This is a genomic window from Phaeodactylibacter xiamenensis, from assembly GCF_965229835.1.
In the GTDB taxonomy this organism is placed as follows: domain Bacteria; phylum Bacteroidota; class Bacteroidia; order Chitinophagales; family Saprospiraceae; genus Phaeodactylibacter; species Phaeodactylibacter xiamenensis.
Map to the genome: position 1 here is coordinate 3,988,331 of NZ_OZ245931.1, position 14,743 is coordinate 4,003,073.

Genomic DNA, 14,743 nt, shown 5'->3' on the forward strand with positions numbered 1-14,743 from the left:
AAGACATGAGTGCGATTGTAATAGCTTATCTGGGGATTGGATTAATGATTGGCCTTTCGGGCGTGGGCAGCGCCATTGGTGTTTCCATGGGCGGTAATGCGACTGTGGGTGCCCTAAAGAAAAACGAAGAGGCCTTCGGCAGTTACATGCTGCTAAGTGCCCTGCCCAGTACACAGGGACTGTATGGCTTTGCCGGCTTCTTTATCATTAATGCTTCCGGTGTACTGACGGATGACATCACCATGCGGCAGGGCATTGCAGTATTTGCTGCGGGTTTTGCGCTGGGGCTGGTTGCCCTGATTTCTGCCATGCAGCAGGGCCGGATTTGTGCCAACGGTATTGCCGGGGTGGGCGCGGGTTACGATGTATTTGGTAAGACGATGGTACTGGCGGTATTCCCCGAGCTGTACGCGATTGTAGCTTTCGCAGCGACCTTCCTGATTAACGCAGGGCTGTAAGCCGCCAATCCAGCTGGCAAAGGGTCTGTTTTGATCGGCTCCATAGTCAAAGAGCTATAGCTATGCTTTTCAAGAGCTATCTGCAGCAAGTCGCCTCCCTCTCCGAAGAAGAGTGGGAGGCTGCAAGCTCTGTATTTACCCGGGACACCTACCCGAAAGGTGCCTACTACATCCGGGAGCAGCAGTACTGCAACAAAATCTCCTTCATTGAGAAGGGCCTTTTCAAGCTCTTTTACCTTCATGAAGGAGCCGAGAAGATCATGATGTTCTTTTCCGAGCAGCAATTCGTCACTGACTACTTTAGCTATCTGACCCGGACACCTTCCGTACGGCCCATTCAAGCTGTGGAAGACTCCGTAGTTTACAGTATTTTCAGGGATGACCTTGAAGCCCTGTTCAATACCTCAAAAAACTGGGAGCGTATTGGCAGATTGCTGGCAGAGCGCTCCTACATTATCTCGGTACAACGCGCCAACCGGCTGTTACACGATGATCCGGATACCCGCTTTGATGCGCTGGTGAGGGAGCAGCCTGAATTATTGCAGCGGGTCCCACAGTATATGATTGCCTCTTACCTCAACGTGAAGCCCGAGACCCTCAGCCGGATCAAGCGGCGGCGGATGGGCCTCGATTCGATTAAGCCCTCCGTCCACGATCCTATTGATCCTGACCTCACCTGATCTTTCTTGATCCGGATCAATGAATGCTTCCTCATTCGCCGCGAGTTTTGCATAAACCTTTCAAAACTCTAAATACAATGACGCGAAAGTTCTTGATCCTAAGCTTATTTCTTTTGAACGCTGGGCCTGCCGGCACCCAAATACCGAAGCCAGGCGCAACCATCAATCGTGTCCAAGCGGATTACCAGGGCAAAAGGGTAAAGGCCCGGCAGCTCAGCGTGCAGTCTGAAATCCCAATGTCTGTAGAGGAAGTATGGACTAAGGTACAAACCCCTGCATTGCTGGAATTTGTAGCAAAGGGCATGATCCGTTTTAATCCAATGGACGAGGGGTTTCCAGAAAAATGGGAAGCCGGCAAAACTTACAGCACCCGAATGCGCATTTGGGGGATCCTGCCATTCGGAGGGATTCACTATCTGAAGATTGAAAAGATCGACGAAAGCAAATACCAAATCGCTACCCATGAATGGGACAACCGGGCAAAGATTTGGAAGCACGAAATTACGCTAAAGGATCTGGGCGATGGCCGTACCCATTATGAAGACACTATCGTGATCTATGGTAGTGGACTTACCGGACTTATCACCAGATTTGCAAGGCGGTTCTACATTCACAGGCAAAAACGATGGCAGATTGTGGCTGAAGAGGGAATAGACTGAGCATTGAAAAGCATCAGAACGTCACCTTCCGGTATAAATCCCGCAGCAGAAAACCTCCCTCGCCCAGTACCGGGCAAGACTCGGATTCAGCTGTAAAATCCCGCAGCAGCCATCCATCCTGTTCGGGCTCACGGGTGTAGCTCGTTACCCGCATGGACGTACTGTGAATAAACAACAGCTGCTGTACAGAGGGCATTTCGCGGTAGTGGTGCAGCTTGGTGGAGAGGTCTTCCTGCTCGGTGGAAGGAGACAGTACTTCGACCAGCAGGACTGGGTTGGTAGTAGCGTTTACCCCGGGCAGCACTTCTTTCTTCTCGGCTTTTCCTCTGACGACGGTACAATCCGCATTGTAGTAATTTTTGGTTATGCCCTCTGCGTAAAGGGGCAGATTGCTGCCGTAGATGTAATAAGTATCATCTTTGTCCAAAAGATTACTGATCAACTTGATAATTGCAGCAACGATCAATTCATGATTATCAGAAGCTTGGCCCATAACAGAAATAATTTCGCCACCGTAGTATTCCACGCGGTACTCTGCGGCAGGCAGGATCTCCAAAAAGTCTTCCCAGCTTGCCGCAATACGCAGCTCTGTGCCGTATTTCAGGCGTTCTTCCAGGGTTGTGGGGATTTGAGTGGTGACCTCCATCGGTTAAAGTTTAAATTTTTTCTGTAGCATAAGTTGGGTTCATATTTATGACGCGCTTAAAACAAGCTACCCTGACGGGCAAAGCTCAGCGGGTTTTCCAATTCCAGCAACTGCCGTTTCATATCCAACCCGTAAAAGTACCCTTGCAGTTCCCCGCTTTTGGCAATACACCGGTGACAGGGCACGATGATGGCAATAGGGTTGTGCCGGTTGGCCTGCCCTACTGCACGGACGGCTTTTTTATCCCCCAAATTTTCGGCAATCGCCTGATAAGTGGTGGTGTGGCCGTAGGGGATTTTCAGGAGTTCATTCCAGACGGCTTTGTGGAAAGGCGGGGCATCTCCAAAGTCGAGCTTAAGGTTAAAGCCATCCCGGTCGCCGCGAAAGTATTCCGCCAGTTGCTGTATGCAGGGTTTGAGGACCGCAGGGATAGGCCCCGTGGGACAAGGCTTGGTCGACACCATCTGAACCAGGCTGATGCCATCTTCACTACCCTCTACGCGAAGGCAGCCAAACGGGGACAGGAAATGAGCGTATTCAGTCACGGCTTGAAGATTATAGCTGTAATTTACCGGTTTTTAACCAATTCTTCAATCTTTATCTGCCCGGGTGTGTATAACAAATTGCACAAAACACAAAGGCAACCCTCTGCATTTAAGCCCTATGGCTGCTGGGGTAGAGCTTCCCGCTCTGCTCCAGCTTATCCAGGAGAGGCAAACGGCAAATGCTGGCAAGCTATTCAAAAAGTGCAATTTGTTATGCACACTCTGCCCGGAGAGGCTTCACCGCCATCACGCGCAGCCTTTTGTAGTCGGCATACCAATGCCCATCCCGGAAAAGGTGGGGGCGGGCCGCTGCCTGTACCTGTGCTCTAATTTCAGCCGCTTTTCCCTCAGGGACTCCTTCGAAGAAAGCGCCGGCAAACATACTCAGCCAGTCTTCCACACCGTGCGCCGACGATTGCAATTGCGTGGGACGGTCGTAATGTTGGGCGATTTCCACCTGAAACCCAGCAGCCTCCAGCGCACTTGTGTAGGTGCCGATGCCCGGGAAGAACCAAAGCTGCAATTCACTTTGAGCCCGGTAACCACGGTTTTGCAATTCGGTGCGGAGCTGCCGGATGATCTGTTCAATATTCCCGGCTCCACCCATTTCCAGCACCAGCCTGCCCCCCGGCTTCAAATGACGGTACATGCACGCTATTGCCGCCTGATAATCCAGTACCCAATGCAAGGTGGCATTGGAAAAAATTGCATCGAATGGCTCCGTGAATGAAAAATCAGCGGCATCACCCACCTCAAAGTGCAGCTCCGGAAATGCCCTGCGCGCTTGTTCAACCATCTCCGCTGAGGCATCCATCCCGACCACCTCACAACCAGCCTGAGCAATTTCATCAGCCAGGTGCCCGGTACCACAGCCCAAGTCCAGGATGCGCTCTCCCGGCTTAGGGGCCAGCCATTCGATTAAGCCTTTGCCGTATTCCGCTACAAAGGCATGCTTTTGGTCATAGAGCTGAGCATCCCAGACCGTGCGCTGCTTCATGACTTGGGGTTGTAGTAAATTCGGTAAATCGCATCCGCGAAATCGTCGCTCACCAACATAGAGCCATCGGGCAGCAGCTCGATGTCCACAGGCCGGCCCCAGACATCGCCATCATCCAGCCACCCCTCAGCGAAGGGTTTGTAACTGATCACCTCATTACCCTCCAGGGTAGCCATCATAACCCGGTAACCAATCTTTTCGCTGCGGTTCCAGGAGCCATGCTCAGCAACGAAAATTTGCCCCCTATAAGATTCCGGAAACTGCTTGCTGGTATAAAATTCCAGTCCAAGCGGCGCTACGTGCGGACCGAGTTTTGCAGCCGGCGGAGTGAAGTCTGAACAAGGAGCAGCATCTCCAAATTCGGGGTCTGGCAAATCTCCCTGATGGCAATAGGGGTAGCCAAAATGCAACCCGTCTTCCGGTGCCCGGTTGAGCTCGCAGTAAGGCTGATCATCGCCCATCCAGTCGCGCCCGTTGTCCGTAAACCAAAGCTCGCCTGTTTCGGGGTGCCAGGTGAAGCCTACGGTATTGCGGATGCCCTCCTGAACGACCTCCATGCCGGTCCCGTCCGGATTGAGGCGGGTGATGGAAGCAAATACGGGCTTTTCACTTTTGCAGATATTGCAGGGGGCACCCACCGGCACATAAAGCTTGCCATCCGGCCCAAAGGCGATATACTTCCAACCATGGTGAGTTTCGGTCGGATAACCATCGTAGACCACTTCGGGCTCACCGGGGTTCTCCAGCCGGCTTTCAATATCCGGAAAGCGCAGGATCCGGCTGACCTCCGCAACGTACAGGTCGCCATCCCGGAACGCCACCCCATTGGGCATTTTGAGCCCGGCAGCCAGAACGTACTGTTGATCAGGCCGGCCATCACCGTTCGTATCTTTGAGAGCGTAAACTTTACCCTCGCCTCTGGTCCCTACGAATAGCGTACCGTCCGGGGAGAGGTCCATGGAGCGGGCATTTTTCACGCCTTCGGCATACACCTCTATTTCAAACCCTTCCGGTAACTGGATTTTATCCACGGGTAATTTGGAGGATTTGAACAGTTTGGGGCCAGGCGGGTTAATCTTGCCGCAGCTGAAAGCGAGCAGGGGGATAAGGACAAAAATGGGTAGTAATCGCATGAGCTTTTTTAGAGGGAACAGATTTCCGGCGTCCAGAGTTGGGAAATACCCTCGTGTTTACGCGACGCTGCTAACTGCTTTTACCGGACTTCAATTTCCACCCGCCGGTTGGCCGCTTGCTGCCCTTCGGATCTGGCCCTTGGGTAGCGCATTTCCCAGTTGCCATGGGCTTTCCACGAAAGGCGGGCGGCGTCAATGCCATGGTCTGTCAGAAACTCATAAATACGCTTTGCCCGGTCTTCGGAGAGCTTGAAGCTGGCGGAGGATGGGCTTATCGGGGGTGAATTGGGGACATTGACATGCCCGTGGATAATGATCTCGAGGTCAGCATTCAGCTCCATAAACCGTAGCAGCCGGTCCAGTTCCGGCAATGATTTCCGAAGTAGCACGGCCTGATCACCCACAAAGTGCAACCGTTTGACCGGAAGTTTAGCACCAGCATCCGCCGGGGGCAGTGGCAGTGTAGCCTCTACATCCGCTGCAGAAGCGTCGGGCGCCAGTATTTTCGTATCAAAAAAGAAGCCCTTTGCGAAGGCATCGAGGCGCACGGGCTGCAGGGCAGGTATCAGGGTGGTGAACTGCCCGGTGGTATCGGTTTTCAGGGAATCCCTCCAGCTGTCGGTGGAGAGGAGGACCGTAGCGGGTACGCCTGCGCTGTCTGTCTGACTGCTGATTTGCCCCGTGAGGGCACGCATGGGCACGGTTGAGTACACCTGCACCTCCACCCGGCGGTTTTGCTGTCGCCCCTCCGGCGTATCGTTATTGGCTACGGGTGCCGCCTCGCCCCTGCCTACCTGCTGAAGCGTACTGTCCGGGATACCTGCTGCGGTAAGAAATTCTGACACGGCCTGGGCACGCCTTTTCGAAAGGGCGAGATTGGCACCGGAGCCCCCGACTGCATCTGTATGTGCGGTCAGGCGGATATCGAGCCCCGGCAATTCCACGATATCAATGGCTAGTTGCTGCAAGCGGTCACGGGCGTTGGCCGTCAGGCTATCCGCACCAAAATCGAAGTAAACAGGGAGGTCGCAGTATTGGGTGCGCTGGGTATTTTGTGCAGTACCGGTAAACACGAATAGGCAGAGGAGGAAGGGGAGTAGGAGACGTGGCATGCTTTTAGTAGCATAATGTGCTGCTGGGCAAATGGTTACAGTGTCTTCCTGAAAATGGATTGTCTTATTTTTTCGCAGGAAGCCGCCCACATGCGTAAAGCAACGCCCCCGCCCCATAAGCCGGCACATCCCACCAATCGGCAATGAAAGCCGGATTCCAAAGCGGAAAGCCACACTCGAACAAAAGAACGAACAGCAAGGTCGTCACGGCAATTTCCCAGGGCTGAAGCGGCCTCCAGCCATAGCGCCGTGTGCGCTCCCAGTCGAGCAGGCCGAGCACGATGGGCATGGAAAGAAAAGGGTCAAGGTAGGCGTGAAAAAAAGGCAGGTGGATTCCTAAGCCCTTTTGCAGCAGCTGATGCAGCACAAAAAGGAGCAGGCTGCCCCCAAAAACCTGCCGCCTGCTCATAGCGCCGCCATAAAGGCAAAGATTAAGCCGATGACCAGGAAAGGCGAAAGCGCAATCATGACGATAATCAGCAAGACCCGCAGTACGACCTTGCCTGCCAACAGGAAGAGGGAGTCATCCTCCTGAAGTTTCAACTTTTCGTCGATAGACCGGTAACTGTCCTTCATTTGGCTGAGGGACTTGTCCATCATTTTTTCTTCGTTCTGGGGATCGGATGATTGCTCCATTTGAAATTTATTTTAGAACAGGCAGGGGAGGAAGTTGTGCGGTACTACCACCGGGCGATGATGGCTTTGCTGTTTCCTTACCTAAGCGAGAAAGGAAAGCAGATGCACAGGGAGCTGGCTCCGGATGGAAAATCCGGATTATAACCTTGAACATCCCCCTGCAAAATCTTTGCGCCGCAGCCCCTCCGCTCTGGCAAGCACGTAAAGTTGCGCGGCCTAAAACTCGCTCTTAAAGTGGAATTGCACCTTCGGATGATTCTCCTGCGCCATTTGCAGGGACCAGGCGGATTCTGCCAGATAGACCAGCTGCCCGTGTTTATCGCGGGCGAGGTCCCGCTTCCGCCGCTGAATGAATTCCTTCATGGCCTTTTCATCGTCACAGGTGACCCAGCAGGCTTTGTGAAGGTTGACCGGCTCGTAGCTGCACCTGGCACCGTACTCATGCTCCAGGCGGTACTGAATGACCTCAAACTGCAGGGCGCCTACTGTGCCAATGATTTTCCGGTTGTTATCCTCTTTGGTGAAAAGCTGCGCCACGCCCTCGTCCATTAGTTGTACCAAACCTTTATCGAGCTGCTTGTACTTAAGGGGATCGGCGTTATTGACAAAGCGGAACTGCTCCGGGGAGAAGCTCGGGATGCCTTTGAAGTGCAGCACTTCGCCTTCGGTGAGGGTATCGCCAATCTTAAAGTTGCCGCTATCGTAGAGGCCCACCACGTCGCCGGGATAGGCTTCCTCCAGAATGGTCTTTTTGGCCGCCATGAAGCTCGTGGGGTTAGGGAACTTCATCTTGCGGTTTTGCCGCACGTGCAGGTAGTTGGTATTACGCTCGAAGCGGCCGGAGCAGACCCGCAGGAAAGCGATACGGTCCCGGTGATTAGGGTCCATATTGGCGTGGATCTTGAATACAAAACCTGCAAATTTATCTTCGTTTGGCTTGACTTCCCGTTCTTCCGTGACCCGCCCCAGGGGTGGAGGTGCCACTTCCACAAAGCAATCGAGGAGCTCGCGTACGCCAAAGTTGTTGATGGCTGAGCCAAAGAAAACCGGTGAAAGCTCGCCCTTCAGGTAAGCCTCCCGGTCAAATTTGGGATAGACAGACTCGACCATATGGACTTCTTCACGCAATTCATCCGCCGCGGCTTCGCCCACCAGCTCATCAAGCTGACGGTCAGTCAGGTCGTTGATTTCTATTCGATCTTCCTCATCCTCCTGCTTGCCGTGGGGGCGGAAAAGCACCAGCTTTTGCTCATACATGCTGTACACGCCTTTGAAACGCTGCCCCATACCGATTGGCCAGCTTAGCGGGCGAACGGTCAGCCCCAGTTTTTGCTCCAGCTCGTCGAGGAGGTCGAAGCCATCGAGGCCCTCGCGGTCCAGCTTGTTGATGAAGACGATGATCGGTGTATTGCGCATGCGGCATACATTGACCAGCTTCTCAGTCTGCGCCTCCACGCCCTTGGCCACGTCGATCACCACAATCACGCTGTCGACCGCTGTAAGTGTGCGGTAGGTGTCTTCCTGGAAATCCTGGTGTCCAGGGGTATCGAGAATGTTGATTTTGAGGTTGCGGTACTCAAAGGCCATGACGGAGGTTGCCACCGAAATACCCCGCTGCCGCTCAATCTCCATAAAGTCGGACGTGGCGCTGCGCTTGATTTTATTCGACTTGACTGCACCGGCTACCTGAATGGCGCCCCCAAAGAGCAGCAATTTTTCCGTAAGGGTGGTTTTTCCGGCATCCGGGTGGCTGATGATGCCAAAAGTGCGGCGCCGGTTGAGTTCTTTGTTGAAAGACATATAGACTGCGTGAATTTTCGAAGCGCAAAGGTAGTTATTTTTCTGCCGAAACCACGGATGTTCAGGTATTTAGCGGCTATGATCGTAAAGACTCGCAAACCAAGGCCGGGTGAAGTGGGTTAATTGTAGAGTTAAATTGTTTTTACAACCCACTAACTGGACAACGCCCATGCTCGAACTTGCTGGAATCATCGTTTTAGGCATCTTCGCCCAATGGCTGGCCTGGCGCACCAAAGTACCGGCTATCCTGCCGTTGATTCTGATTGGGCTGATTGTAGGGCCGATCTCCACCTTTTTTACCCACGATGGTGAGAAACTGCTGGAACCGCTCCTCGTAGAAAGCGAGAAAGGGACAACCGGGATTTTTCCCGGCAAATACCTGTTCTCTTTCGTGTCTCTGGCTATTGGTGTTATCCTTTTTGAAGGCGGACTCACACTGAAACGAAAGGAAATCGCCGGCGTGGGCCCGGCTATCCTGAAAATGATAACCGTGGGGTCGCTCATTACTTTCATTGGCGCCGGCCTCTTTGCGCACTACATTATGGAGCTCAACTGGGCGGTTTCCTTTTTGTTTGGAGCGCTTATTATCGTGACCGGGCCGACCGTAATTGCACCGATCCTGCAAAATATCCCACTCAACCGTAACGTCAGTACTGTTCTGAAGTGGGAGGGTATCCTGATTGACCCCATAGGGGCGCTCGTAGCAGTATTGGTCTTTGAGTTTATCCGCTCGGCGGAGGGCGGTGTGGAATTTACTTCCCATGCGCTGGTTTCCTTCTTCCAGATTCTCCTCATTGGTCTGGCCATGGGTGCCGTAGCGGGCTACGCCCTTTATCAGTTCATCATCCGGGACCTGATCCCCCACTACCTCCTCAATGTATTCACTCTGGCGATGGTGCTGCTTATCTTTGTATTTTCTGATGTGCTGGCCCATGAGTCCGGGCTGCTTTCGGTAGTCGTTATGGGCATGGTACTGGGCAATATGGATGTGCCCTGGCTTAAAGAGATATTGTCGTTTAAGGAATCGCTGAGCGTACTGCTCATCTCCATTTTGTTCATCATACTGGCCGCACTAATCAACGTTGATGATATCCAAATCATTATCAGCGACTGGCGGGCGCTGGGTCTCTTCCTTTCCATTACCCTGATCCTGCGGCCCATAGGCGTATTCCTGAGTACGCGCCGCTCAGACCTGAATTTCCGGGAGAAGCTGTTTATTTCCTGGGTAGGCCCACGGGGAATTGTTGCCGCCGGTATTGCCTCACTCTTTGGCCTGACGCTGACGTCAGAAAACCCACCGGTGGAAGATGCCGAGTTTTTGGTGCCACTGGTGTTTATGATCGTACTGGGCACGGTGCTTATTAATGCTACCACGGCCCGCTTTATCGCCAAAGTACTGAAAGTTACGCTCGACAGCTCGGAGGGGATTCTCATTGTGGGCGCCAATGGAGCGAGCCGCATCATCGGGCAATACCTGCAGGGGCGCAACCGGCATGTGGTGCTCATAGACAACAACGAGAGCAATGTAAAAAAGGCCAGAGAAGAAAACCTTGAAGCGTACAACGTCAATATCTACACCGATGATTTGTCTGATCAGTTTGAGCTGCTGGATATGGGCTATATGATTTCGATGACGAGCAGTGCGGACATCAATACCTACGCGGTGCGCAAGTACCAGAAGATTTTTGGAGAGAATGGCGCTTTCCGATTGTTAACGCCCGATGAGCTCAAGCGCAGCCGGGAGGAATTACCGCAGCAGGGTATTTTCTCCTACACTGACGACTTCCTCAACCTCAATGAGATAGCCCGGGACTACCCCGTCATCCATGAACTGGAGGTCAATGCTAAAGAGGATATCGAGCGGATACTTGACCGCACCGCCGTGAATACGCATACTGCCCCTCTGTTTTTGCTTTCGCCGGACGGCAACCTTGAACCCATCCCTCACAGTCTTGACAATTACGAATGTGAGGAAGGGGTTAAGATTGTTTATCTGGGGCGCAAGCTGGAAAAGCCTTCCATTCAGGAAGTCATGGGCAAGTAAACTCAGGATTCCTGGCCGGCTTTATTGACCAGGTCGAGGATATCGTGCGTGGTGACGATACCGCAGATACTGTCTTTCCCGTCAAGCACAGGAAGGGCCTGGTAGCGGTTCTCCGACAAGAGGCGCACTGCTTCCTTTATGGGGTCGCTTTCCCGCAGCGTTTCCACTTCTTCCTGCATAATCTCCATTGCCTTGAAGGCCCGCAGCTTAGCGGTTTCGCGGAAGCGGTCCGTCTCATGGGAAGTATAGCCCCGCAGCAGGTAGAGGAAATCCGACTTGCCGACGATGCCGACCACCTTGCGCTTCTCATCGAGCACCGGAATATGATGGATACGGTTTTCCTTGAACAAGGTATCAATTTCGGTAGCAGGGCTGTCCGGCGCAATGGTCTTGAGCTCGGTGGACATTATAGTGGAAATGGGCGCATTGAGGTCCATGGTGTTGCTGGTTTTAGTTTTGGAAAAAATCAAAAATAGGGCTTTTGGGTATTAGCCCTAAATTCCGGTCGTTAATAAATAGAAAAAATTACGTTTCCCAAACCTTGTCAGGGTATTTGAGTAAGCCGGTAGCGCCAGATAATACCCCTCAGCTTGTGCGCATATTCAGGATCGGTGGCGTACCCCCCGCTTTGAATGGCATCCGTCCAGCCGGTGTAATCGTTTGCTTCCAGGGTTTTGAGGATGGCGTAGCGCTCGCTTTGCATCAGAAAATCCCCAAAATCTTCGTAACTCCGGCGGATAAGCGGGTACTTTCTGAAGCAATCGTTCTGCGTCACCATCTGCTGCCCGTTGTATTCCTGCGTAGGCTTGCAGTACTCCAGTCCGCGCCATTCCGGTTTTGACTTGATGCCGAAGTGGTTATTGGCATGCTTAGCCAGCTCACTTCTGCCCCAGTCGCTTTCCAGCCCGGCCACTGCATAGATAATTGCCTTGGGGATGCCCGTTTCCTGGTGCAGGGCTTCGGCAAGGAAGTCGTGCTTTTGGATATAGGCGCGGACTTTCCATGGGCGCTCTGCCGCCGCCGCCTGATTGCGCTCAGAGATGAAGCTGCACACCAGAATAAGCCCGAGGGCGAAGGTACTATAGTGGATGAAAGGTTGAAGGCGTTTCATGTTTAGACTGCTTTTTTCTGCGGGCAACAGCCCGCCGGGCATAGAAAGAATAGCATCAAATATACCAATGTCATCAAAAACCGGCAACAAGTCCAACAATACTGTACCTTTGCCGCGCAATTTTTCAGGCATGTGGCAAGAAGTCAAACATACTTTAAAGCTGGGCTGGCCCATTATACTGGGCAATATGACGCAGATTGCGCTGGGCATCATTGACAGTGCGATGGTGGGGGCTATCCACAGTTCGCAACTGGCTGCTGCTGCCTTCGTCAATAACCTCATCACATTGCCGTTGGTCCTCGGTATTGGATTGACCACTGCCATTTCCCCTTTAGTCGCTTCTGCAATGGGTGAAAATGAGCCCGATAAGCCGCTGCGCATCCTTTTCAACGGCGGGCTGATTGTGACCCTTATGTCGTTGCTGTTCGCTATTGGCATCCACTTTGGAGTAGATATGGTCTACTACTTCGGGCAGGATGAAATCGTAGCCGACCTCTCCCGTCCTTACCTGATCTGGATGGGCTGGGGTATGGTACCTATGGCTGTTTTCATGGCCATGAAGCAGTTTGCCGATGGGCTGGGTCACACCCGGGTGCCTATGTACCTGGCGCTGCTGGCCATCCCGGTGAATGTCCTGGTTAACTACGCTTTCATCTTTGGGGAATGGGGGGCACCGCGTATGGAGCTGGAGGGAGCCGGTGTAGGCACGATGGTCTCCCGTGTGGTCACGATGATTGCGCTGTTTTGGCTGATTGCCTACGGCAAGGGGTTTGCGCCCTACCGGCAGCATTTGGCAGATCAGCTGCAGATACGCCGGGACCGGTTTGAGGATATCTTCCGGATTGGCATCCCGGCTAGCTTGCAATACGGTATGGAGTCTGCCGCCTTTGCCGTTTCCGGGATTATGGCTGGCTGGCTGGGCTACATTCAGCAAGCGGCCCACCAAATTGCCATTAGTATTGCTTCTTTCACCTTCATGGTGTCGGTAGGCATCAGTGCGGCGGGGAGCATCCGTGTGGGCTACGCCTATGGCAGGCAGGACTGGCCGCATGCCCGCAGTGTAGGGCAGTCTACCTTTGTGATTGCGGCGGCTTACGGGCTGCTCTGTGCCATTGTATTTGTATTGACGCGCCATAACTTGCCCTTGCTTTTCAATGATGAGCCTCAAGTGGTCACCTACGCTGCCACCCTCTTGTTCCTAACGGCCGTCTTCCAGATTTCTGATTCTGTACAGGCCATAGGCGTCGGCTTGCTGCGGGGTATACAGGATGTGAAAGTGCCCACTTTTTTTGTTTTTCTGGCTTACTGGGCTATTGGTATCCCCTCGGGCTACTGGCTTGCCTTTGTGCAGGATTTGGATATTGCGGGGCTTTGGATCGGGCTGGTACTTGGGCTGAGCGCAAGTGCAGTATTGCTCACGCTTCGGTTCTTAAGGCTAACCAAACGGCAAACGTCCTCCACCACAGGAGCTTAACGATGGCTTTAGTAGCAGCAACGTCCCGGGCAACTTAGCGGGCGCCTTTGTTTGGCTGGCAAAGTCAACAAAACAACTTACTAAATTGTGTACTTTAGGCGATCATTAACCACAATGCCCGATACCGAATGCCTGTTTTCTGGCTCGACCCTGAGCATATTATCTTTCCCGACCCGATACATTCAACCCCTGATGGCCTTTTGGCAGCAGGTGGCGACTTGTCTAAGGAACGCCTGCTGCTGGCTTACCGCAATGGCATTTTCCCATGGTATGCCCCCGGCGACCCAATCTTGTGGTGGTGCCCCGATCCGCGCTGTGTACTTTTTCCCGAAGACCTGAAAGTCTCCAAAAGTATGCGCCCTTACTTCAATCAGCGCAAGTTTGAAGTTACTTATGACCGGTGCTTCACGGAGGTCATGCTGGCTTGCGCCCAACAGCCACGGAATGGTCAGGCAGGTACCTGGATTACCCGGGAAATGATGAAAGGCTATACCCGTTTGCACGAGGCAGGCTTTGCACACTCGGTAGAGGTTTGGAAGGAGAAGGAGCTCGTGGGCGGGCTATACGGTATTGCAATCGGCAAGGTCTTCTTTGGGGAGTCTATGTTTGCCAGGGCCTCCAATGCTTCTAAGTTTGGGTTCATCTCCCTTGTCCATCGGCTGGAAGCGCAGGGCTTCACCCTAATTGACTGTCAGCAGGAGACCGGCCACCTGCTTAGCCTGGGAGCGACGACTATTCCCCGCCCGGAATTTTTACAGGCTCTGCGTGCAAATGATGCACACCCGGATGGTGAGGGGAAATGGGGATAGGGGCGCTTTTTCAATCTAACCGAAAGGTTGTTTGTTGTAAAAGCTGTTTTTTCCATTCCAATAAACACTTCAGGCGCTTGTACCTTTGTCTGCCTCGTAATCCGCTATAATGGATGCTACCTCTTCCACAGTCAGACCTGCTATCTCAGCAATATCAACCACGGAAAGCCCTTTTTCATGAGCCCGGATTACTACGGTATGAGCCTTACGCTCGACGCCTTGCTCGATGCCTTGTTCGATGCCTTGCTCCAGCACTTCCTTTAAAATGGCTTCTTCCAGTCCCATAGGTTCTCGTGATTTGGTAATCTTGCGTACTTCATTTTCAAATTGTAGCGATCCAAAATTCTGTAATAATACTGGAACATCCGGAAAGCAAAATCTGCATCTGGATAACCCTGCACCTCGACATGTGCTAAAAACCAACGCTCCTCACCATCGTTCAGCCAGACTTTAAAGAGTTTATCCGCATGCCGCCGCCCGGTATCCGCCTCGGGCATGATTTGTTCAAGGTCCTTATCCAAAAATACTACGCCCCGCCTGAGATCTATCTGATCCATATACGTCGGGAAGAAGAAATACAGAAAGTCTTCTACCAATTCCTCAATGAGGGCTTTCCAGAGTGTGTCGCGCCATACCATA

General features: G+C 52.8%; 18 protein-coding genes. 6 read left to right on the plus strand and 12 right to left on the minus strand.

The genetic code is table 11. From position 1 onward, the window contains the following. Positions 1 to 5: 5 nt before the first annotated feature. From ACO08I_RS15060 to ACO08I_RS15070, 3 genes are all read left to right on the plus strand, one after another. The gene (locus tag ACO08I_RS15060; RefSeq protein ID WP_282773688.1) at positions 6 to 458 is read left to right on the plus strand and encodes a hypothetical protein; all 453 of its coding nucleotides are present in this window, start codon (positions 6 to 8) and stop codon (positions 456 to 458) included. 62 nt (positions 459 to 520) lie between these two features. Further along, positions 521 to 1,138: a Crp/Fnr family transcriptional regulator gene (locus ACO08I_RS15065; RefSeq protein ID WP_421946344.1), complete on the plus strand. Its 618-nt coding sequence runs from the start codon at positions 521 to 523 to the stop codon at positions 1,136 to 1,138. Between the two features lie 77 nt (positions 1,139 to 1,215). Next, positions 1,216 to 1,797 (plus strand): hypothetical protein, encoded by a 582-nt coding sequence (locus ACO08I_RS15070; protein WP_421946345.1) that lies wholly within the window; start codon positions 1,216 to 1,218, stop codon positions 1,795 to 1,797. A 13-nt stretch (positions 1,798 to 1,810) separates the two neighbouring features. Here the strand turns inward: ACO08I_RS15070 and ACO08I_RS15075 are convergent, their stop codons facing one another. From ACO08I_RS15075 to ACO08I_RS15110, 8 genes are all read right to left on the minus strand, one after another. Then, positions 1,811 to 2,443 carry a Uma2 family endonuclease gene (locus tag ACO08I_RS15075; protein ID WP_282774589.1) on the minus strand — a complete coding sequence of 211 codons (633 nt, stop codon included), beginning with the start codon at positions 2,441 to 2,443 and terminating at the stop codon, positions 1,811 to 1,813. Positions 2,444 to 2,499: 56 nt separating this feature from the next. Beyond that, on the minus strand, positions 2,500 to 2,988 hold the full coding sequence (locus ACO08I_RS15080) for a methylated-DNA--[protein]-cysteine S-methyltransferase (protein WP_421946346.1): 489 nt from the start codon (positions 2,986 to 2,988) through the stop codon (positions 2,500 to 2,502). A 211-nt stretch (positions 2,989 to 3,199) separates the two neighbouring features. Then, entirely contained in the window at positions 3,200 to 3,985 is a 786-nt protein-coding gene (locus ACO08I_RS15085) for a class I SAM-dependent methyltransferase (protein WP_421946347.1), read from the minus strand. After that, complete coding sequence (locus ACO08I_RS15090) at positions 3,982 to 5,118, minus strand: PQQ-dependent sugar dehydrogenase (RefSeq protein WP_421946348.1); 1,137 nt, start codon at positions 5,116 to 5,118, stop codon at positions 3,982 to 3,984. Before ACO08I_RS15090 ends, ACO08I_RS15085 begins: the two co-directional genes overlap by 4 nt. An 80-nt stretch (positions 5,119 to 5,198) precedes the next feature. Beyond that, entirely contained in the window at positions 5,199 to 6,230 is a 1,032-nt protein-coding gene (locus ACO08I_RS15095) for an OmpA family protein (protein ID WP_421946349.1), read from the minus strand. Between the two features lie 64 nt (positions 6,231 to 6,294). Beyond that, complete coding sequence (locus tag ACO08I_RS15100; RefSeq protein WP_421946350.1) at positions 6,295 to 6,639, minus strand: hypothetical protein; 345 nt, start codon at positions 6,637 to 6,639, stop codon at positions 6,295 to 6,297. Further along, positions 6,636 to 6,866 carry a hypothetical protein gene (locus ACO08I_RS15105; protein ID WP_421946351.1) on the minus strand — a complete coding sequence of 77 codons (231 nt, stop codon included), beginning with the start codon at positions 6,864 to 6,866 and terminating at the stop codon, positions 6,636 to 6,638. The genes ACO08I_RS15100 and ACO08I_RS15105 overlap by 4 nt, the downstream gene beginning before the upstream one ends. A gap of 216 nt (positions 6,867 to 7,082) precedes the next feature. Then, positions 7,083 to 8,666 (minus strand): peptide chain release factor 3, encoded by a 1,584-nt coding sequence (locus ACO08I_RS15110; protein ID WP_282777995.1) that lies wholly within the window; start codon positions 8,664 to 8,666, stop codon positions 7,083 to 7,085. 169 nt (positions 8,667 to 8,835) lie between these two features. Here ACO08I_RS15110 and ACO08I_RS15115 point away from each other — a divergent pair, with 169 nt between their 5' ends. Further along, positions 8,836 to 10,710, plus strand: coding sequence for a cation:proton antiporter (locus tag ACO08I_RS15115; protein WP_282777997.1), 1,875 nt, complete (start codon positions 8,836 to 8,838; stop codon positions 10,708 to 10,710). A 2-nt stretch (positions 10,711 to 10,712) separates the two neighbouring features. Here ACO08I_RS15115 and ACO08I_RS15120 read toward each other — a convergent pair whose 3' ends face one another. Together ACO08I_RS15120 and ACO08I_RS15125 are read right to left on the minus strand one after the other, a co-directional pair. After that, positions 10,713 to 11,147: an HPP family protein gene (locus ACO08I_RS15120; protein ID WP_044217830.1), complete on the minus strand. Its 435-nt coding sequence runs from the start codon at positions 11,145 to 11,147 to the stop codon at positions 10,713 to 10,715. 107 nt (positions 11,148 to 11,254) lie between these two features. Continuing rightward, positions 11,255 to 11,821 (minus strand): glycoside hydrolase family 73 protein, encoded by a 567-nt coding sequence (locus tag ACO08I_RS15125; RefSeq protein ID WP_160213683.1) that lies wholly within the window; start codon positions 11,819 to 11,821, stop codon positions 11,255 to 11,257. 67 nt (positions 11,822 to 11,888) lie between these two features. Here ACO08I_RS15125 and ACO08I_RS15130 point away from each other — a divergent pair, with 67 nt between their 5' ends. Further along, positions 11,889 to 13,295, plus strand: coding sequence for an MATE family efflux transporter (locus ACO08I_RS15130; RefSeq protein WP_421946352.1), 1,407 nt, complete (start codon positions 11,889 to 11,891; stop codon positions 13,293 to 13,295). 128 nt (positions 13,296 to 13,423) lie between these two features. Further along, entirely contained in the window at positions 13,424 to 14,104 is a 681-nt protein-coding gene (gene aat / locus ACO08I_RS15135; protein ID WP_421946353.1) for a leucyl/phenylalanyl-tRNA--protein transferase, read from the plus strand. Positions 14,105 to 14,173: 69 nt separating this feature from the next. Here aat and ACO08I_RS15140 read toward each other — a convergent pair whose 3' ends face one another. Then, complete coding sequence (locus ACO08I_RS15140; protein WP_421946354.1) at positions 14,174 to 14,389, minus strand: hypothetical protein; 216 nt, start codon at positions 14,387 to 14,389, stop codon at positions 14,174 to 14,176. Next, a complete protein-coding gene (locus ACO08I_RS15145; protein WP_421946355.1) occupies positions 14,365 to 14,742 on the minus strand; it encodes an Rpn family recombination-promoting nuclease/putative transposase in 378 nt (125 codons plus the stop codon). The genes ACO08I_RS15140 and ACO08I_RS15145 overlap by 25 nt, the downstream gene beginning before the upstream one ends. Position 14,743 lies beyond the last annotated feature (1 nt).

Coding starts and splice junctions, on each gene's coding strand:
- ACO08I_RS15075 (WP_282774589.1), bottom strand. CDS start 2,443: ATGGAGGTCACCACTCAAATCCCCACAACCCTGGAAGAACGCCTGAAA.
- ACO08I_RS15145 (WP_421946355.1), bottom strand. CDS start 14,742: ATGGTATGGCGCGACACACTCTGGAAAGCCCTCATTGAGGAATTGGTA.
- ACO08I_RS15125 (WP_160213683.1), bottom strand. CDS start 11,821: ATGAAACGCCTTCAACCTTTCATCCACTATAGTACCTTCGCCCTCGGG.
- ACO08I_RS15085 (WP_421946347.1), bottom strand. CDS start 3,985: ATGAAGCAGCGCACGGTCTGGGATGCTCAGCTCTATGACCAAAAGCAT.
- ACO08I_RS15065 (WP_421946344.1), top strand. CDS start 521: ATGCTTTTCAAGAGCTATCTGCAGCAAGTCGCCTCCCTCTCCGAAGAA.
- ACO08I_RS15095 (WP_421946349.1), bottom strand. CDS start 6,230: ATGCCACGTCTCCTACTCCCCTTCCTCCTCTGCCTATTCGTGTTTACC.
- ACO08I_RS15105 (WP_421946351.1), bottom strand. CDS start 6,866: ATGGAGCAATCATCCGATCCCCAGAACGAAGAAAAAATGATGGACAAG.
- ACO08I_RS15110 (WP_282777995.1), bottom strand. CDS start 8,666: ATGTCTTTCAACAAAGAACTCAACCGGCGCCGCACTTTTGGCATCATC.
- ACO08I_RS15120 (WP_044217830.1), bottom strand. CDS start 11,147: ATGGACCTCAATGCGCCCATTTCCACTATAATGTCCACCGAGCTCAAG.
- ACO08I_RS15100 (WP_421946350.1), bottom strand. CDS start 6,639: ATGAGCAGGCGGCAGGTTTTTGGGGGCAGCCTGCTCCTTTTTGTGCTG.
- ACO08I_RS15090 (WP_421946348.1), bottom strand. CDS start 5,118: ATGCGATTACTACCCATTTTTGTCCTTATCCCCCTGCTCGCTTTCAGC.
- ACO08I_RS15140 (WP_421946354.1), bottom strand. CDS start 14,389: ATGGGACTGGAAGAAGCCATTTTAAAGGAAGTGCTGGAGCAAGGCATC.
- aat (WP_421946353.1), top strand. CDS start 13,424: ATGCCTGTTTTCTGGCTCGACCCTGAGCATATTATCTTTCCCGACCCG.
- ACO08I_RS15130 (WP_421946352.1), top strand. CDS start 11,889: ATGTCATCAAAAACCGGCAACAAGTCCAACAATACTGTACCTTTGCCG.
- ACO08I_RS15070 (WP_421946345.1), top strand. CDS start 1,216: ATGACGCGAAAGTTCTTGATCCTAAGCTTATTTCTTTTGAACGCTGGG.
- ACO08I_RS15115 (WP_282777997.1), top strand. CDS start 8,836: ATGCTCGAACTTGCTGGAATCATCGTTTTAGGCATCTTCGCCCAATGG.
- ACO08I_RS15060 (WP_282773688.1), top strand. CDS start 6: ATGAGTGCGATTGTAATAGCTTATCTGGGGATTGGATTAATGATTGGC.